Consider the following 18,671-nt stretch of genomic DNA (forward strand, 5'->3'; position numbering starts at 1 on the left):
CCATGTTGACAGAAGCAAGCAGCACATCCGTTCCACGTCCAGAATATCCAAGACCCCAATTTGCCCGTAAGGATTGGCTTAGCCTAAATGGAGAATGGGATTTTACGTTTGATGATGAAGATGTCGGTGAGGAAGAACAATGGTATCGGGCGGACACAAAGGGTTTATTTTCACAGGTTATTCAAGTGCCCTTTGCGTTTCAGAGCAAGCTGAGCGGAATTGAAGATCCTTCATTTCATGATGTTGTGTGGTATAGAAGAACTTTCGAAGTTCCTGAGGGTTGGAACGGGAAGCGGATTGTCCTCCATTTCGGCGCCGTTGATTATTTGGCAAAGGTCTGGGTGAATGGTCAGCTGGTGGCCGTGCATGAAGGCGGACATACGCCATTTCAGGCCGATATCACTCCTTCGCTGATCAAAGGAAATAATACCATTATACTGCGCGCAGAGGATTTCAGCCGCGATGTCACCTTGCCGCGGGGCAAGCAATATTGGCTGGAGCAGTCTGCTGCCATCTTTTATACCCGCACAACCGGAATCTGGCAGAGTGTCTGGCTTGAACCGCTGTCTGCAGTGCATCTGAGTAAAACTATGATGACACCTGATATAGACCGCAATGAAATCCGGCTTCGGACCTTTCTGCAAGGATTTAAGTCTGCTGATCCGCTCAAGCTGCGCATAACGGTATCGTATGACGGTGAAGTGATCGCAGAGGATCAATATATGATCAAGAATGCAGAGCAGCTGCGGGCTATCGGCTTGGGGGATTTTGCGGATCATGGTCTTGGACGTTTATGGAGCCCTGAGCATCCGAATTTGTATGATATTCAATTCCAATTGCTTCGGAATGAGGAAGTAATTGATGAAGCGGCGAGTTATTTCGGCATGCGCAAGGTGTCGATTGAAAATGGCAAGCTATGCTTGAATAACCGCCCATATTTCCAGAGACTGGTGCTGGATCAGGGGTACTTCCCTGACGGGATACTAACCGCACCTACAGACGAAGAGCTGAAACGTGATGCCCAGCTGACGAAGGAAATGGGCTTTAACGGGGTGAGGAAACATCAGAAGACAGAAGATCCCCGGTTCCTGTATTGGTGTGATAAGCTCGGCCTGCTGGTATGGAGTGAGGCAGCCAATGCTTACGAATATTCCGAGGAGTATGTCCGCCGCTTCACGAAGGAATGGCAGGAGATCATCGAGCGCGACTATAACCATCCTTGTATCGTGACCTGGGTTCCGCTTAATGAGAGTTGGGGGGTTCCCAATGTCCAGATTGATACACGCCAGCAGCAGCACGGATTGGCAATGTATCATTTAACGAAATCCTTGGATGAGATGAGACCTGTTGTGTATAACGATGGGTGGGAGCATATGACTACAGATTTGGTGACTATTCATGACTATGAGAGCCATCAGGAAGTGCTGGAGGATAGATACGCCACGGCTGAATCTTCTGTAAATGCGATGCCGGCCAACCGCAAAATATTTGTCGGTGGAGCTTCGTATCAAGGCCAGCCGATTCTCGTATCCGAGTTTGGTGGAATTGCCTTCAAGAAAAGTGAGTGGGAGGGCTGGGGTTATTCTGGGGCAGAGAACGAAGAGGATTTCCTGATGAAGCTCAAGGCTGTGGTTGACCCGATGTTCACTTCCCCGGTGATCCAAGGTTATTGCTATACCCAGCTGACGGATGTCGAGCAGGAAATCAACGGACTGCTCACCTATGATAGACAGCCCAAAGCTCCGCTTGAAGCGATCCGCAACATCATGATGCATATCAAATAAATAACATTTATTAAAAGGAGTTACACCATGACACAACAAGCAACGCTTCCGCGTCCTGAATATCCCCGCCCTGACTTTGTTCGACCAGAGTGGATCAATCTGAACGGCCAGTGGCAATTCGAAATTGATCATGGCAAAAGTGGGAAGGAACGCGGATACCCTGTTAACGAACATAATCTCTCAGGGACAATTACTGTGCCCTTCTGTCCGGAAAGCAGGCTGTCCGGCGTAGAATACAAAGATTTTATGGCTGCTGTATGGTATAAAAGGGAGTTTACCGTGCCGGAGAACTGGACAAATGGCAGAGTTATCCTTCATTTTGGCGCCGTTGATTATATGGCGGAGGTCTGGGTGAACGGCGTATCCGTAGGTACGCATCGCGGAGGATATACTCCGTTTAGCTTTGATATTACTTCTAATCTTTTAGCGGGCGGTAATGTGATTACTGTATATGCTGAAGACGACGTTCGATCGGGGCGACAGCCGCGGGGCAAGCAGAGTGAACAGTTTCATTCGCACGGCTGCGACTATACACGCACTACAGGAATCTGGCAGACGGTATGGCTTGAGCAAGTGCCTGAGACCTATCTGTCTAATCTGAAAGTTGTCGCTGATCCCGACAATGGCTGTGTGCACCTCGAAATGAAGGTACAAGGGAACGTTGCGGGGGACACGCTTAGCGCTACTGCTCTTTATGGCGGCAAACCCGTCGGGGACAGCAGTGTGATTGTTTCCGGGCCCTCTATAAAACTTACGATTCCACTGTCAGAGATTCACTTATGGGAAGTTGGAAACGCCAGATTGTATGACCTGAAGTTATCCTTGCATTGTCAGGGACGGGAGAGTGATGTGGTCCATTCTTATTTTGGACTCCGCACGGTACGACTGGATGGGATGGCATTCCGGATCAATGGGAAATCCTTATTTCAGCGGTTAGTACTGGATCAAGGTTTTTATCCGGAGGGAATCTATACCGCTCCTACTGATGAAGATCTGCGCAGAGACATCGAAATCTCAATGGGGCTTGGCTTCAATGGCGCAAGACTTCACGAGAAGATCTTTGAGCCGCGTTATCTTTATTGGGCTGACCAATTAGGTTATCTTGTCTGGGGAGAACATGCCAATTGGGGGCTGAATATTACTGGAGCGGATAGCCTGTCTCACTTCCTGCCGGAATGGCTCGAAGGTATGCAGCGTGATTTCAATCATCCCGCGCTGATCGGCTGGTGCCCTTTTAATGAGACCTGGGATCGGGACGGTGTGAAGCAGCATAACGCCGTGCTACAGATTGTTTACGACGTAACAAAACGTATGGATCCAACACGTCCCGTAATTGATACAAGCGGTAACTTCCATGTGGCTACAGATATCTTCGATCTTCATGACTATGACCAGAATCCGCAGACGTTCCGGGACAGATATGAACCTATGAAGCATGGCGGTCAAGTATTCAATACCTTCCCGGATCGCCAAACGTATGAAGGTCAACCTTACTTCATCAGCGAGTATGGCGGAATTTGGTGGAACCCACAGCAGAAAGATGAAAAATCATGGGGGTATGGGGACAGACCGACCTCAGAGCAAATGTTTATCGAACGCTACGAGGGGTTGACGAATGTTCTATTAGATCATCCGCTGATGTTTGGATTCTGCTATACCCAGCTGTACGATGTGGAGCAGGAAGTTAATGGACTGTATACTTATGACAGACAGCCGAAGTTCGATCCTGAGCGTATCCGCCGCATCAATGCGCGTAAGGCTGCAATTGAAGATTAGAGGCGCTACGTAACTATTCATTCGAAAGGAATGTGATAGATTATGAAAGTGAATTTCCGGCAAAAATGTCTGGTAGCCTTAAGTGTTCTTCTTATTCTTCCAATGGGGAAGGTGACCTTAGCTGTCTCTGATCATAATGACTTTTACAACGTGGTTATGCAGGACGGGGCGGACCCATGGGTGTATAAACATACAGATGGCTTCTATTATTTCACCAAAACAACAGGTGGCAATGTTACTCTCTGGAAGTCAGCCCAGTTGACCACTATTGATGCAGCGCCTACTAAAGTTGTCAACACGGGCGGTAGCGGCATCTGGGCGCCTGAGCTACATTATATAAACGGAGCTTGGTATATCTACTATGCGATGGACGACGGAGATAACGTAAACCACCGCATGTATGTAATGGAGAACACAGCGGCAGACCCGATGCAGGGAACTTGGCAGTACAAAGGCCAGATCACAGATTCAAGCAATAAGTGGGCTATAGACGGTACTGTGCTGCAAGTGAACGGCGAGCTGTATTTTATCTGGTCCGGCTGGGAGGGGAATGTTAATGTGCGGCAGAATCTCTATATCGCGCATATGAGTAATCCCTGGACCATTGATTCCGAACGCGTAGAGATTTCAAGACCAACGTATAGCTGGGAAACGATTCATTCCCCAAATGTGAATGAAGGACCGCAGGTGATTATAAATGGAGAAGTCATTAGTTTGGTCTACTCGGCAAGTGGAAGCTGGACCAATGATTATTGTCTGGGACTGATCACCGCAGACATCTCCAGTGATCTGTTGAATCCGGCATCATGGAATAAACGCAATCAGCCTATCTTTTCCTCAGGCAATGGACTTTACGGACCTGGACACCATTCGTTTACTAAGTCTCCTGACGGCCAAGAGGATTGGATCATGTACCATGTCGCCAAATACAACAACGCTGGCTGGAACCGCGAGGTACGGATGCAGAAATTCAGCTGGAATGCTGATCATACACCTAATCTGGGCATTCCCGTTGACCCTAATCTTCCTATAACTTTGCCTTCAGGTGAAAACATGCATACCCGCTACGAAGCGGAAAAAGGGACATTTGGCGGCGATGCCTATGCCTCTTCGAGTCCCAAGGGCTCGGGTGGGCTTAAGGCGGGTCATATTGATACACCGGACAGTTACGTAGAATTTTCGGTTGATGCGGCAGCCGCAGGCGAGTATATTCTTTTGGCTCGAACGGCGAATGGAACGGCTGGCGGGAATTGGTCGAATTTTCAGCTTAGTGTCAATGCAGGACCTTCCGGACCATTCTATATCACCAATAAAGGGTGGGAGAATTGGGGGCTGTCCACAGCCCGGATTCAACTGAAAGCAGGCATGAACAAGCTTCGTTTTACCAAAGGCGAAGGTTACGGAGAAATTGATTTCATTGATATTAAGCCATTGTGAATCGAACAAACCTAAGAGACCTACGAGATGGCTTCCGGTTTTCCGGAGGTCATTTCTAGGTGAAAGGGCCTGTAGTTGTAATTGTTTTTCATCTCATTAAGAAGTAAGATTAGGATAATTATTAGGATACAAGGAGAGCTGATTTGTGCTGGAACTTAGCTTAAACGACCCGGAAAAATTAGTCACAGTAACGCATGCTTTATCAACCCGTTCTAGGGTTGATATACTTCGGCTCTTAAACTCCAAAAACTTAAATATTATTGAAATCGCTGAGAGGCTGAAGCTTCCAGTGTCGACGGTAGCAAGCAATATTAAAGTATTAGAAGCAGCAGAGTTAATTCATACAGAATTGCTTCCGGCTTCACGCGGGGCGATGAAAGTTTGCAGCCGGAATTATGATGATCTTCATATTGCCTTGAATTTAAAAGAGCCGATGCCAAAGGGATTAACTCATGTCTATGAAGTAGAGATGCCGATCGGTCATTATAGCGACTGTGAGGTATCTCCTACTTGCGGAATGGCTAATAGCGAGGGTCTTATTATCAAAGAAGATGAACCGTCGAGCTTTTATCACCCTAAACATGTCAACGCTCAGCTGATCTGGCTCCGCAAAGGATTCCTGGAATATTTGCTGCCTATGGATATCCCCTCCGGAGCACAAATTGAATCGCTGGAATTATCCATGGAGATCTGTTCGGAAGCTCCGAATTATGACCAGAACTGGCCTTCGAACATTTCCGTGTGGGTGAATGGATCGGAGATTGGCATGTGGACCAGTCCCGGTGATTTCGGTGACCGGCGGGGCAAGCTGAATCCGAACTGGTGGTGGGATGGATCCACACAATACGGGTTTCTCAAGACCTGGCGTGTTGACCATGAAAAGACGACACTTGATATGGAGAAGGTGTCGAATGTTTCCTTAAATGATCTTCTGATTAACCGGAGCCCCAAATTGCGGCTGCGCATTGGAATCAATCCCGATGCAGTTCATCAAGGCGGACTTAACCTGTTCGGGCGTCAGTTTGGCGATTATGAACAACATATTATGATGAAGGTGAAATATACCATGGACCAGGATGAAGTAGAACTTTAGCTTAGGAGATGGATAAAGCAAGGCGGTGCCTCGGAAACGAATCTTCGTATCCAGGGAACCGCCTTGCTTTGTTTGTTCTGGATGTAAAATCAGAGTGTGCGGCGTAGGGCGGCACGCTGAAGGGTGATCATCCAGTCAACGGACGGCTCAACCAGCGGGTGAAAGAGCCGTTTAACTGACGGCTGAGCCAGCAATACGGTGAATAATACGGCGGTGAGCAGCAGGACTACTGCCCCAGCAGCATTGCCAATATAGGTGTAAATCCCAGAAACGGCAGCCAGACGAACGATAAAACCATGAAGCAGGAAGACATACAACGTGCGGCGTCCCCAGTCGGTCATGCGGCTCGCTCCGTAAGGTACAAGACCGAGGAAAGCGAGTGAAGCGACAATTTGTAGTCCGTACAGTCCCAGGCGGTATACGCCTGCATACCATACATTGGCATCAAGCTGCATATAGGTCATGTTGCCATATAACCAGCCAAAGGGAAATCCTGCTCCCCATGTAGCCATGATGGCAAGGAGTAGAACGGAGGCTGCTGCTGCAAAGATTTTGATATATTTCTGATAGAGCTTGACGAAGGTTTCGAAGGAGAAATGATAGCCGATAATGAAAAAAGGCAAATATACAAAGGTACGGCTGATGCTAAACCATACACCGTCCAGCTGGAGATATCCCACAGCCACCCCCGCTGTTACAGCGAAGAGGAGCTTAGCGGTTATTGACCATCTGCTCATTCCGAGCATCAGGAGGCGCCAGCAGGCATGACTGGCCAGAAACCATAGGAGCAGATAGGGTGCGAAAATGGAATGCTGGATGTTGCTTACATGAAAGAGGGAAACGTCGAGTGCGGAATATAAGCTTTGAAAAATGAGGTATTGCAATCCAATTTGCAGCAGCATTTTGCGGCCGGTAGTTCCGGCAAGGCTTTTTCTGGCGAAATAGCCGGTCACAAGTACGAATAGTGGCATGTGAAAGCTGAAAATCCACATATATAATCCGTGTATTCCACTCATTTTGTTAATCAGAGGTTCAATTGCATTACCGGCAAAAACAGTGATAATAAGCATAAAACGCAGGTTGAGAAAAAAGGTTTCTCCGCGCGTTTCCAGCGAGTTTTCCCCTACCATGATTTAGCCTCCAAATTATGCTGTATGCAAATTAATTTAATTTTAAAATACTAGATTTTCTTTGATTTAATTGTGAATTAAGTCACAATAGAAAGCGTTATCATGTGTGCGAAATGTGGCGATGTGTTGAAGGTTGTTAGAATAGAGGGATTCCACTATAATTTTTATATGCATTAACATCTGGGAGTGGAACATGTTGAAGAGAAGAATAACTAAGCGTCGCGTCGCTATTTTTGTATTGATTATTTTAGTTGTAGCCGGGTTGCTGTTATGGAAGTATTTAACGCCATATGCACCGGCTCAAGAAGCCGAAACCGCACTGATTTCAAGTGGTGGAGTTACCGTCGAACAGAATGATAATTGGATTTCGTTTGAACCTTCCATTACTAAAGGCGCCTCGATTATATTTTATCCTGGGGCTTTGGTTAAACCGGAAGCTTACTCCCCTCTTGCGAAGAGCGTCGCTGCTGCAGGGCATCCCTTCTACATCGCCAAAATGCCGTTTAATTTAGCCGTAACGAAGGGGGATGCCGCAGAAGAGATTATTCGTGTACATCCGAAGCAATCTTTTGTGCTGGGTGGACATTCACTTGGGGGTGTCATGGCCTCACGTTACGCAATTGAGCATACGGACCAGCTGGAAGGTGTATTTTTCTTAGCCTCTTATCCAGATGAAAAGGGCAGTCTACGAGAGACTACTTTGTCAGTGTTATCGGTTGTGGGTACTGAGGATCAAGTGATTGACAGAGACAGCTACAACAAAGGGCGCTCCTATCTGCCAGATAATACAGTTTATAGTTCAATTGTAGGTGGGAATCATGCGCAATTTGGCAGCTACGGGCCTCAGAAGGGGGACGGCGAAGCCACAATATCCGAGCAAGAGCAGCAGGGTCGCACAGTAAGTGCCCTGTTGGATTGGCTGGGAAATTTGAGGTAGTTACGGGTCATTCAACAGAGGGAGGAAACAATTCATGCCAGTATTACACATTAACGATGAATGCGTTCCCTGCTCTGGAATATTGTTTGATAAAGACGGGACATTACTCGATCTATTAGCCACCTGGGGGAATTGGGCGGAGCTTGTACTGCGCGGACTGGAAGATCAACTAGCGATCATGGGAGCGGGATTTATTGTAGAGCGCAGCAAGGTGCTGGGTACGCAACATGATCCGCAAGGGAAGTTAATAGGGTACGACCCGGCGGGGCCGCTTACTATGGCTACAGAGGAAGAAAGTTACGGTGTACTCGCGTGGCAGCTATATGCAGCAGGAGTTCCTTGGAATGAAGCGCTGACCCGTGTGAAAAGCATAACTAAAAACGCGATGTATGAATTACGCCGACGCCGTATGGCACAGCCTTTAGCGGGACTTCATTCTTTTTTGGAGCAATGCTCTGCGGCATCCCTTAAGCTTGGCGTGGTTACCTCCGACGGGGCAAAGACCACCGGTGAGCATTTGGAATGGCTTAATGTGGCAGGCTATTTTGATTCGGTAGTTACTAGGGACAGGGTAAAAAACGGAAAACCCGCTCCTGAAATGGCTGAATTGGCCTGCCGGGAGCTAGGGCTTTCGCCTGAAGAGACGATTATTATTGGGGACAGTAATGCCGATATGCAATTAGGTAAAGGTGCAGGGCTTCGCCTCGCAATTGGGATTTCCGCCAGTGGTGATGGGGAGCACCTTATAGACGCAGATGTAATCATTTCCGGTTTTAATGAGCTTCGGATCACTTACTGATCAGCTAATAAAAGGAAAGGATGTGCTACTTAGCATGGATCAATTGCAGACACTTGCTTCTTGGATCAAAGAAAGTGACAACATCGTTTTTTTCGGAGGGGCGGGTACGTCGACAGAGAGTGGAATTCCCGATTTCCGCTCCGCAGCTGGATTATATCAAACTCAGCACAATTCACCTTATCCACCTGAAGTGATGCTGAGCCGCACTTTTTTCATGTCCTCACCGGACATTTTTTTTGATTTTTACCGCAGTAAAATGATTCATCCAGAGGCCCGTCCGAATGGTGCGCACCAGCTACTAGCGGAATTGGAACAGCAGGGGAAGCTGAAGGCGGTGATTACGCAAAATATTGACGGCCTGCACCAGCAGGCGGGTAGCCGTAGTGTACTTGAGCTGCATGGTTCGATCCATCGCAACTATTGTATGGACTGCTCACGGTATTACGGGCTGGATCAACTGCTGGAAATGACTGAGATCGTTCCTCGCTGCCCGGAATGTGGCGGAATTATCAAGCCGGATGTGGTTTTATATGAAGAAGAATTGGATCATTCCGTGCTTATGGGCTCTGTCGCTGCGATTGCCTCTGCAGATATGCTTATTATTGGCGGAACCTCGCTAACGGTTCAGCCTGCGGCTAGTCTGGTGACTTATTTCCGGGGCAAACGTACGGTGCTGCTGAACGGAGATCCCACACCTTATGATGACCGGGCAGATCTGCTGATTACAGATCGAATTGGAAAAGTAATGGGCAGTGTCAAGGATCTATTAGGCTAGTAGGAAAAAGCTGTCCTTTGGTTTCTCTTGCCAGATTATTATTACGCTCAGAAGTTTAAAGATAAGGTAGGCTCACAACAGCGTGTAATGAGAGGCAGGGATAAGCAATGGTATATGTAGCAGACGATAAACGGTATGACAACATGCGTTATAATCGTTGCGGGAACTCAGGTCTCAAGCTCCCAGCAATCTCATTAGGATTATGGCAGAATTTTGGTGGGATCGATAATTACGAGAACGGCAGAGAAATGATCACTCGTGCTTTTGATCTTGGAATTACCCATTTTGATCTGGCCAACAACTATGGTCCACCAGCTGGTTCAGCAGAAGAGCTGTTCGGTAAAGTTCTCGCCAATGATATGTTTCCTTATCGTGATGAAATAGTGATCTCTACAAAAGCAGGGTATAACATGTGGCCCGGCCCTTATGGCGAATGGGGTTCGCGTAAATATATGCTGGCTAGTCTGGATCAGAGCCTGAAACGGCTAGGCCTAGATTATGTTGATATTTATTACTCTCATCGTCCAGACCCGGAAACACCGCTTGAAGAAACCATGCAGGCGCTGGATTATGCGGTACGTTCTGGCAAAGCTTTATATATAGGACTATCCAACTATAATGCGGAGCAGACGGCTGAAGCCCTCAGCATTCTAAAAAGCCTGGGCACACCGCTCTTAATCCATCAGCCTAGTTATTCTATGCTCGATCGTTGGATTGAGGGCGGCTTACAGGATGTACTGGAACAAAGTGGTGTAGGGAGCATCGCTTTTACACCCCTGGCTGAAGGTTTGTTAACCAACAAATACTTGAATGGTATTCCAGAGGGATCAAGGGCTGCCAAGCCGTCTGCCGCCTTGAATGAGAGCCGGATTACACCGGAGGTGCAGCGGAGGATTCGCGCACTTAATCAGCTTGCAGTTTCGCGAGGACAGAGTCTGGCTCAGTTTGCACTGGCTTGGACACTCCGGGGGGGCAAGGTTACTTCTGCCCTAATTGGAGCAAGCAGAGTGGATCAGATTGAAGAGAATATAGCTGCTTTAGCTAAGCCTGATTTCAGTCCAGAGGAGTTAGAGCGGATTGAAACGATTCTAAAGACAGAACTATAGCGTATTGAACACAGTAACAGCCCGGTTCCTTAAGTTAAGGAAGACGGGCTGTTGTTGTAAGGTGGATTTATAAATTAAAGGTCAAACTAACGTTCAGGTTTCTCTGCTTGTCTCGTTGTAGTCATCCGGTAAGCCGTCGGTGACTGGGCACAAAACCGTTTGAATTGGCGAGAGAAGTATAAAGCATCGGTGAGCCCCACGGATGCTGCTACCTGTTCCACGGACAGCTCCGGTCGTTCACGCAGCAGCTGTCTGGACTTTTCAATACGCAGCTTCAGCAAGTAGGTCACCGGAGATAATCCGGTCTCTTGCTTAAATACACGGGACAGGTAGGCTCGATTATAACCCAGCGTATCACACATTTGTTCAATAGAGACCGGGTGCGCATATTGAGAAGCCATATAGTGGATCATTTGCTTCACAGTACGCTTAACCTGTGATTCTGTTCCGGGAAGACGGGAGAAGGAAGAGAGCAAATCAGCTGCCTCGCCGACAATGAGATAGAGATACCCAAGCGAAGTCAGATGGGCACTTTCTTTGTTGGCGTTGAAGGCTTGCATGATGCTGGACAGGGCACCTGGAATGAGGCTTTCACCTGTTGTGGTCACCACGGGTTGTTGTGGTGTGAACCCCGTCTGCAGCACCAGATCGTCAGCTTCGCTGCCAGTAAATGCTGCCCAGCGATAGCACCAGGGCTGATCTTTATCAGAGACGTAACTGACTAATTGTCCCGGATGGATCAAGAAGCAGTCTCCTTTACCCAACTCATATTTATGATGTTCTGTACGGAAAACACCCGAGCCAGATTCTATGAAATGCAGCAAATAATAATCATAGATCTTGGGTCCAGCTTGATGCATGGGCAGTGTCTGACTCTGGCCGGCAAACAGTACATGAAGGTTCTGTTTATCGTAATACACGGGATTGGATCCTACGGAATAAGTATGCTCCATTTGGGACAGCCTTTCTTGTGTTAATGTCATTTAATGGATTATAGTTTAGAGAGTAACAGTAATATATGTAATTATTATATTATGGGAAGTCACATTTATCCATACATTACACACATGATTGCATTATCAGAGGATGAGTGAATCTATTATAATGAGTACATAAAGAACGCTTTACTAATTCCCACTGGCTGAAGCAGCGAAAGGATGGAGTGGTATTAATGAGCATGCAGGAACTTAACAACAAATTTATTGAAAAATATGGGGTGAGCGAGGAAGAGGCTAAGGTGTTTTATGCACCAGGTCGTGTCAATCTCATCGGAGAGCACTTGGATTATAACGGCGGATATGTACTTCCCGCAGCTTTGGAATTCGGTACAACGCTGATTGTGCGTCCACGTAGTGACAGCAAAGTGAATTTTGCATCGACTAATTTTCCTTACGAAGCTTCTATTGATTATAGCGAAATTGGCAAGTCCAAAACTGGTGAATGGATTGACTATCCGATTGGGGTAATGGTTGAGCTGGATAAGAAAAGCACCCCGGTATCCAAAGGGTACGATCTGCTGTTCCATGGCGATATTCCGAATGGAGCAGGCTTGTCCTCCTCGGCATCTCTTGAAGTCGTTACTGCTTATGCGTTCCTGACTCTCGAAGGCGGCGATACAGACACTGTTGAGATTGCACTTTTGTCCCAGCGTGCGGAGAATCAGTACGTAGGTGTAAACTCCGGAATTATGGATCAGTTCGCAGTTGCTAACGGCAAACGCGATCATGCAATCCTGCTGATGTGCGACACACTTGAGTACAATTTGGTACCATTCATCACAGGTTCATACAAATTGGTTATCGGCAACACGAACAAACGCAGAGGGCTTGTAGATTCCAAGTACAATGAACGTCGTCAGCAGTGTGATGAAGCATTGGCTATTTTGCAAAAAGAAGTGCCTTCGCTAGCTTATCTGGCACAGCTCAATCGTGAACAGTTCGAAGCACATCAAGATAAAATCACAGACGAAATTGTAAGACGCCGCGCTCGCCATGTCGTGGAAGAGAATCAACGCGTGCTGGATTCCGTTGAGGTATTAAAAAACAATGATCTGAAGCAGTTTGGACAGTTCATGAATGATTCGCATGCGTCCTTGCGCGATTTGTATGAAGTTAGCTGTGCAGAGCTTGATATTATGGTTGAAGAAGCTGGACGTATCCCAGGTACACTCGGTTCCCGTATGACTGGCGCGGGTTTCGGAGGTTGTACAGTATCTTTGGTACATGAAGATGATATAGAACGTTTTATTCGTGAAGTTGGTGAAGCCTATACCACAAGATCTGGTTTGGTTGGCGAGTTCTACGTTTGCGGCATCGGTAATGGTGTCCAAGAATTGAAGGGAGTGTAATCAGATGGCGATTTTAGTAACAGGTGGAGCAGGGTATATTGGGTCTCATACTGTAGCGGAGCTGCTGGATCGTGGCGAAGAAGTGGTGGTCATCGACAATCTGCTAACAGGGCATCGTGAGGCGTTGCTGGGTGGCAAGCTGTACGAAGGTGATCTGCGTGATAAAGAACTGCTGGGTAAGCTGTTCGCTGAAAATGAGATTGAAGCGGTTATCCATTTTGCCGCAAGCTCGCTGGTCGGAGAAAGCATGAAGGACCCTGTAAAATATTACGACAACAATGTATATGGTACACAGTGTCTTTTGGAAGCTATGCAAAAAGCTGGCGTAAACAAGATCGTATTCTCGTCCACAGCTGCAACCTACGGCGAACCGGAAAAGGTGCCGATTGAAGAAACAGATCGCACTGAACCGGCCAATGTGTATGGAGAAACTAAGCTGACCATGGAACGGATGATGGCTTGGTTTGATAAAGTACTGGGCATCAAATATGTAGCATTGCGTTACTTCAATGCAGCTGGCGCACATGCCAGTGGCAAAATCGGTGAAGACCATCGTCCAGAAAGTCATTTGGTGCCGCTGGTATTGCAAACGGCTTTGAAGCAACGTGACAGTATCGCTGTTTTCGGAGATGACTATCCTACAGAAGACGGTACTTGTGTGCGCGACTACATCCATGTCAGCGATCTGGCTGACGCCCATGTCCGTGCGGTAACTTACCTGCGCAGCGGAAGCAGCAGCAATATTTTCAACCTGGGTAATGGACTTGGATTCTCGGTAAAACAGGTGATTGAAACGGCGAAGAAGGTTACTGGACTTGAAATTCCTGTAGTCATTCAAGAACGCCGTGCCGGCGATCCTGCTGTGCTGGTAGCTTCCTCCGACAAAGCGCGTAGCGTCCTTGGATGGAACCCGCAGCATGCAGATTTGGAAGATATCATTCAAAGTGCATGGAACTGGCACTCTGCCAATCCGCAAGGATACGGAGAATAAGGGACTTTAGGTTAGCTTATCTTGAACTTGAGACCCTACTTAAGGAGAATTAAAATGCACAACGAGAATAAGATTACGCCTGCTGGCCAGAAAGCATTACATGCGATTGAGCAGCTTGTTCTGTTCGCACTGCGCCAGCAGCTTATAGCTCCATCCGATGAAGATTATAGCCGTAATGTGCTGCTCGAACAGTTTGGTTTCAGTGAGCCGCTTGTAGGTGACATCGATCAAAGTGCATTGGAAGGGCCGCAGGCTCCACTCGATGCACTGATTGATTATGGTTTTGAAATCGGATTGATCCCAGAGAATAGTGACACTTACCGTGACTTGCTGGACGCCAAGATTATGGGACTTCTCATGGCCCGTCCTTCGGATGTAAATGCTGAATTCTATAGTCTGACTGCTGAAAAAGGCATCTCCGCGGCTACAGACCGTTTTTATAAATTGAGCATTGATTCGAACTATATTCGGATGGATCGGATCTCCAAGAATGTCTACTGGCTGCAGGATTCGCCGTACGGAGACATTGAAATGACGATCAATTTGTCCAAGCCTGAGAAAAATCCGAAGGAAATTGCGATGGCTCGGCTGCTCCCGCCGCCAGTCTATCCGAAATGTCTGCTGTGCCGTGAGAATGTAGGTTATGCCGGACGGATCAATCATCCGCCGCGCCAGAACCTGCGTATCATTCCGCTTAACCTGAATAATGAAAAATGGTTCTTCCAATACTCGCCATATGTTTATTACAATGAGCACTGCATTGTATTCCATCATGATCATGTGCCAATGAAGCTTACCAAGGATACCTTGAAGCGGCTGCTTAGCTTCGTGGAATCATTTCCGCATTATTTTATTGGCTCAAATGCAGACTTGCCGATTGTTGGCGGCTCTATTCTGACGCATGACCATTTTCAGGGCGGACGCCACACGTTCCCGATTCAAAAAGCGCCTAAGGAAGATACATTTACACATGCTTCTTATCCGGGTGTCAGCATTAATATCGTAAAATGGCCGATGTCCGTATTGCGCTTAAATGGTGAAGATCCTGCGGTTCTACTGGAATGCGGAAATGCGCTTTATGAAGCTTGGAAAGCCTACAGCGATCCAGAGGCGGAAGTGCTAGCCTTTAGTGAGGTTGACGGTGAAGTACAACCTCATAATACCGTTACTCCTATCGTCCGCCGGGCCGAGGACGGCAGCTTCGAGATGGATCTTGTGCTGCGGAATAACCGAACTAATGAGCAATATCCTGAAGGGATTTTTCATCCACACCGGGAAATGCATCATATCAAAAAAGAAAACATCGGCTTGATTGAAGTTATGGGACTGGCGATTCTGCCGGGCCGTTTGAAGGAAGAACTTGATTCCATCGCAGGTATTCTTGCAGGAGATCAAGCGCTGTTAGAAGCGGTGAAGAATGACCCTAGTCATTCTCTTGCGCAGCATGCGGCTTGGATTCAGGAGCTGGTGGAGCGATTCGGAACTGCACTGCAACACGAGGAAGCGCTCAAGATTGTGCAGAACGAAGTTGGCATCAAGTTTACGCATATTCTTGAACACGCTGGCGTTTACAAACGGACTCCAGAAGGTCAAGCGGCTTTCCGCCGTTTTGTAACTAGCTTCGGTGCTTTGTAGTAAGTGAATTTAGATTTAAGGATGTCCTCAAGCCTATGGGCTTGGGGCATCTTTTTTTATTCGGAATGACGAAATCCAGCCACCTAATTTGAATGCGGGTAACCAGAGGTTTATAATACGAAGGAGTAAGACATTATGAATTAACTACTGGAGGTTTACACATATGCGTAAATTTGAATTTTATAATCCTACCAAGCTGATTTTTGGACAGGGTACCCTTGAAGCCTTGAAGACGGAGGTTCCTAAGTACGGTAAAAATGTGCTTTTGATGTACGGTGGCGGCAGTATCAAGCGTAGCGGTTTGTACGATAAAGTAGTTGCTGAGCTGAGTTCAATAGGCGCTACAGTGACTGAACTCTCTGGAGTAGAACCCAATCCACGTCTTTCCACAGTACATAAAGGCGTAGAGCTGTGCCGGGAGCATAATATTGACCTTGTTCTCGCAGTAGGGGGCGGAAGCGTATTGGACTGCGCAAAAGCTGTTGCTGTTGGAGCGAAATATGATGGTGATATGTGGGACTTTGTAGAGCGTAAAGCAGCGGCCCAAGACGCGCTTCCACTGGGCACAGTGCTGACAATGGCTGCTACGGGATCTGAAATGAATAACGGCTCCGTAATCACAAACGAGGTTACTAAGGAAAAAATGGGCTGGGGCAGCGTGCATGCCTACCCGGCATTTTCGATTCTTGATCCAGAGAACACTTTTTCTCTGCCACGTGATCAGACCGTTTATGGCATGGTGGATATCATGTCACATGTTCTGGAGCACTATTTCCATACAGACGGCAATACACCGGTACAAGACGGTTTCTGTGAAACTTTGCTGCGCACTGTAATTGAAACCGCGCCGAAGCTTATCGAAGATCTGAATAACTACGAGCTGCGTGAGACCATCATGTACTGCGGTACGATGGCGCTTAACGGAATGGTCAGCATGGGTTTTGCCGGAGATTGGGCGACTCATAATATCGAGCATGCAGTATCGGCTGTATACGATATTCCGCATGGCGGAGGTTTGGCGATTTTGTTCCCGCAATGGATGAAATATAACCTCAGCACAAACCCTGCACGTTTCCGCAAGCTTGCGGTAAATGTGTTCGGAGTTGATCCTGCTGGCAAGACTGATGAAGAAATCGGGTTGGAGGGTATCGAGGCTCTGCGTAATTTCTGGGATTCCATCGGTGCTCCGAAGACACTTGGTGATTATGATATTGATGACAGCGAGATCGGCAGTATGGCTGACAAGGCTGTTCGTTTCGGAGCGTTTGGTAATTTCCGCAAGCTTGAGCGTGAAGATGTAGTTGAGATTTATAAAATGGCTTTGTAAGTAACTCTTCTACGGAAAGAGACCATTTGTCTTTATTCAAGAAGCCGCAATAGAATGTCAAAGAAGCGGATCCTCCGTTAATGGAGGATCCGCTTTTTTGTGTTTATGGTCTAGTGTGACTTGCTCCTCTTGCACAACTTCACTCGCCCACGTCCCAAGTTCCGCTACCGCCGACTGCGCCTCCTATGCTTCTGACCGTAAACTCCGCTGCCGCTGCCCGCGCCTCCGCTGCCGCTGACCGCGCCTCTGCTGCCGCTGACCGCACCTCAATGCCGTTGACCGTACCTCACTGCCGTTGGCCGCACCTCATCAATCACTGTTCGCACCCGTAATCTAATCCGTCGACCGTCCTCGGGAGTCTTACGGACCCAGCTGACGTTATTTGCGAATTTTCAGCCTTTTGAGCAAGTTTTCGGACACCAGAGACACTATTGCTTCGAAATGGCCTTATATTTGCTGGTTTTCATGCGAATAGAGACTATGCGGTCCGATAGCATGCCAAATGTCGGATAAATCGGCGAATAGGGTCTGCGGAGTCCGATGGGCCGAGGCGCGTAAGCAGCATAGTATCTTCATACGCGCGAGAGTGTTACCTAACAAACTAGGGTATGTAAGATCCCCTCACGACTGATTCCTCTTCCAATATACGGCCTACCTTAGGACCCAGCTGACGTTATTTGCGAATTTTCAGCCTTTTGAGCAAGTTTTCGGACACCAGAGACACTATTGCTTCGAAATAGCCTCATATTTGTTGTTTTTCATGCCAATAGGGGCTATGCGGTCCGATAGCATGCCAAATGTCGGATAAATCGGCGAATAGGGTCTGCGGAGTCCGATGGGCCGAGGCGCGTAAGCAGTATAGTATCTTCATACGCGCGAGAGTGTTACCTAACAAACTAGGGTTTGTAAGATCCCCTCACGACTGATTCCTCTACCAATACACGCCCTACCCACGGACCCAGATGACGTTATTTGCGAATTTTCAGCCTTTTGAGCAAGTTTTCGGACACCAGAGACACTATTGCTTCGAAATGGCCTTATATTTGCTGGTTTTCATGCGAATAGAGACTATGCGGTCCGATAGCATAACAAATGTCGGATAAATCGGCGAATAGGGTCTGCGGAGTCCGATGGGCCGAGGCGCGTAAGCAGTATAGTATCTTCATACGCGCGAGAGTGTTACCTAACAAACTAGGGTTTGTAAGATCCCCTCACGACTGATTCCTCTTCCAATATACGGCCTACCTTAGGACCCAGCTGACGCTATATGCGAATTTTCAGCCTTTTGAGCAAGTTTTCGGACACCAGAGACACTATTGCTTCGAAATGGTCTTTTATTTGCTGGTTTTTATGCCAATAGAGACTATGCGGTCCGATAGCATAACAAATGTCGGAAAAATCGGCGAATAGGGTCTGCTGAGTCCGATAGGCCGAGGCGTAAGCAGCATAGCCTCTTCATACGCGCGAGAGTGTTACCTAACCAACTAGGGTTTGTATGATCCCCACACGACTGATTCCTCTACCAATACACGCC

At 47.5% G+C, this 18,671-nt stretch carries 15 protein-coding genes; 12 read left to right on the forward strand and 3 right to left on the reverse strand.

The features are described from left to right. The first annotated feature begins 2 nt into the window (after positions 1-2). The 4 genes from PODO_RS07900 to PODO_RS07915 all read left to right on the forward strand — a co-directional run bounded on the left by PODO_RS07900 (position 3) and on the right by PODO_RS07915 (position 6,090). Positions 3-1,784 (forward strand): glycoside hydrolase family 2 protein, encoded by a 1,782-nt coding sequence (locus tag PODO_RS07900; RefSeq protein ID WP_038569528.1) that lies wholly within the window; start codon positions 3-5, stop codon positions 1,782-1,784. Between the two features lie 27 nt (positions 1,785-1,811). Beyond that, entirely contained in the window at positions 1,812-3,560 is a 1,749-nt protein-coding gene (locus PODO_RS07905; protein ID WP_036680978.1) for a glycoside hydrolase family 2 protein, read from the forward strand. Positions 3,561-3,602: 42 nt separating this feature from the next. Next, entirely contained in the window at positions 3,603-4,997 is a 1,395-nt protein-coding gene (locus PODO_RS07910) for a family 43 glycosylhydrolase (RefSeq protein WP_036680980.1), read from the forward strand. A 145-nt stretch (positions 4,998-5,142) separates the two neighbouring features. Further along, positions 5,143-6,090 (forward strand): ArsR/SmtB family transcription factor, encoded by a 948-nt coding sequence (locus tag PODO_RS07915; RefSeq protein ID WP_036680981.1) that lies wholly within the window; start codon positions 5,143-5,145, stop codon positions 6,088-6,090. An 89-nt stretch (positions 6,091-6,179) separates the two neighbouring features. Here the strand turns inward: PODO_RS07915 and PODO_RS07920 are convergent, their stop codons facing one another. Then, the gene (locus tag PODO_RS07920) at positions 6,180-7,220 is read right to left on the reverse strand and encodes an acyltransferase family protein (protein ID WP_036680982.1); all 1,041 of its coding nucleotides are present in this window, start codon (positions 7,218-7,220) and stop codon (positions 6,180-6,182) included. A 193-nt stretch (positions 7,221-7,413) separates the two neighbouring features. On the opposite strand from PODO_RS07920, the gene PODO_RS07925 reads away from it, so the two are divergent. The 4 genes from PODO_RS07925 (at position 7,414) to mgrA (ending at position 10,837) form a co-directional block, all read left to right on the forward strand. Continuing rightward, positions 7,414-8,157 carry an alpha/beta hydrolase gene (locus PODO_RS07925; RefSeq protein WP_036680984.1) on the forward strand — a complete coding sequence of 248 codons (744 nt, stop codon included), beginning with the start codon at positions 7,414-7,416 and terminating at the stop codon, positions 8,155-8,157. A 34-nt stretch (positions 8,158-8,191) separates the two neighbouring features. Then, the gene (locus PODO_RS07930) at positions 8,192-8,956 is read left to right on the forward strand and encodes an HAD family hydrolase (RefSeq protein WP_036680986.1); all 765 of its coding nucleotides are present in this window, start codon (positions 8,192-8,194) and stop codon (positions 8,954-8,956) included. 34 nt (positions 8,957-8,990) lie between these two features. Further along, positions 8,991-9,731: an NAD-dependent protein deacylase gene (locus tag PODO_RS07935; protein WP_036680987.1), complete on the forward strand. Its 741-nt coding sequence runs from the start codon at positions 8,991-8,993 to the stop codon at positions 9,729-9,731. A gap of 107 nt (positions 9,732-9,838) precedes the next feature. After that, the gene (mgrA, locus tag PODO_RS07940; protein ID WP_036680989.1) at positions 9,839-10,837 is read left to right on the forward strand and encodes an L-glyceraldehyde 3-phosphate reductase; all 999 of its coding nucleotides are present in this window, start codon (positions 9,839-9,841) and stop codon (positions 10,835-10,837) included. An 86-nt stretch (positions 10,838-10,923) separates the two neighbouring features. On the opposite strand, the gene PODO_RS07945 is transcribed toward mgrA, so the two are convergent. Beyond that, a complete protein-coding gene (locus PODO_RS07945; RefSeq protein ID WP_036680991.1) occupies positions 10,924-11,790 on the reverse strand; it encodes an AraC family transcriptional regulator in 867 nt (288 codons plus the stop codon). Between the two features lie 218 nt (positions 11,791-12,008). Here PODO_RS07945 and PODO_RS07950 point away from each other — a divergent pair, with 218 nt between their 5' ends. From PODO_RS07950 to PODO_RS07965, 4 genes are all read left to right on the forward strand, one after another. Further along, positions 12,009-13,184, forward strand: a complete 1,176-nt coding sequence (locus PODO_RS07950) for a galactokinase (protein WP_036680992.1) — start codon at positions 12,009-12,011, stop codon at positions 13,182-13,184. 4 nt (positions 13,185-13,188) lie between these two features. Further along, positions 13,189-14,175, forward strand: a complete 987-nt coding sequence (galE, locus tag PODO_RS07955; protein WP_036680993.1) for a UDP-glucose 4-epimerase GalE — start codon at positions 13,189-13,191, stop codon at positions 14,173-14,175. Positions 14,176-14,229: 54 nt separating this feature from the next. Next, positions 14,230-15,810 carry a UDP-glucose--hexose-1-phosphate uridylyltransferase gene (locus PODO_RS07960; RefSeq protein ID WP_036680995.1) on the forward strand — a complete coding sequence of 527 codons (1,581 nt, stop codon included), beginning with the start codon at positions 14,230-14,232 and terminating at the stop codon, positions 15,808-15,810. A gap of 163 nt (positions 15,811-15,973) precedes the next feature. Continuing rightward, complete coding sequence (locus PODO_RS07965; RefSeq protein ID WP_036680996.1) at positions 15,974-17,137, forward strand: iron-containing alcohol dehydrogenase; 1,164 nt, start codon at positions 15,974-15,976, stop codon at positions 17,135-17,137. A gap of 139 nt (positions 17,138-17,276) precedes the next feature. Here PODO_RS07965 and PODO_RS32135 read toward each other — a convergent pair whose 3' ends face one another. Next, positions 17,277-17,402, reverse strand: coding sequence for a hypothetical protein (locus PODO_RS32135; protein ID WP_280513454.1), 126 nt, complete (start codon positions 17,400-17,402; stop codon positions 17,277-17,279). Between the last annotated feature and the right edge of the window lie 1,269 nt (positions 17,403-18,671).

It is taken from the genome of Paenibacillus odorifer (genome assembly GCF_000758725.1).
GTDB lineage: Bacteria > Bacillota > Bacilli > Paenibacillales > Paenibacillaceae > Paenibacillus_AQ > Paenibacillus_AQ odorifer.

Excerpts from the sequence above, each read along its gene's own strand:
- PODO_RS07900 (WP_038569528.1), top strand. The coding sequence starts at position 3 with ATGTTGACAGAAGCAAGCAGCACATCCGTTCCACGTCCAGAATATCCA.
- PODO_RS07905 (WP_036680978.1), top strand. The coding sequence starts at position 1,812 with ATGACACAACAAGCAACGCTTCCGCGTCCTGAATATCCCCGCCCTGAC.
- PODO_RS07910 (WP_036680980.1), top strand. The coding sequence starts at position 3,603 with ATGAAAGTGAATTTCCGGCAAAAATGTCTGGTAGCCTTAAGTGTTCTT.
- PODO_RS07920 (WP_036680982.1), bottom strand. The coding sequence starts at position 7,220 with ATGGTAGGGGAAAACTCGCTGGAAACGCGCGGAGAAACCTTTTTTCTC.
- PODO_RS07925 (WP_036680984.1), top strand. The coding sequence starts at position 7,414 with ATGTTGAAGAGAAGAATAACTAAGCGTCGCGTCGCTATTTTTGTATTG.
- PODO_RS07930 (WP_036680986.1), top strand. The coding sequence starts at position 8,192 with ATGCCAGTATTACACATTAACGATGAATGCGTTCCCTGCTCTGGAATA.
- PODO_RS07935 (WP_036680987.1), top strand. The coding sequence starts at position 8,991 with ATGGATCAATTGCAGACACTTGCTTCTTGGATCAAAGAAAGTGACAAC.
- mgrA (WP_036680989.1), top strand. The coding sequence starts at position 9,839 with ATGGTATATGTAGCAGACGATAAACGGTATGACAACATGCGTTATAAT.
- PODO_RS07945 (WP_036680991.1), bottom strand. The coding sequence starts at position 11,790 with ATGGAGCATACTTATTCCGTAGGATCCAATCCCGTGTATTACGATAAA.
- PODO_RS07950 (WP_036680992.1), top strand. The coding sequence starts at position 12,009 with ATGAGCATGCAGGAACTTAACAACAAATTTATTGAAAAATATGGGGTG.
- galE (WP_036680993.1), top strand. The coding sequence starts at position 13,189 with ATGGCGATTTTAGTAACAGGTGGAGCAGGGTATATTGGGTCTCATACT.
- PODO_RS07960 (WP_036680995.1), top strand. The coding sequence starts at position 14,230 with ATGCACAACGAGAATAAGATTACGCCTGCTGGCCAGAAAGCATTACAT.
- PODO_RS07965 (WP_036680996.1), top strand. The coding sequence starts at position 15,974 with ATGCGTAAATTTGAATTTTATAATCCTACCAAGCTGATTTTTGGACAG.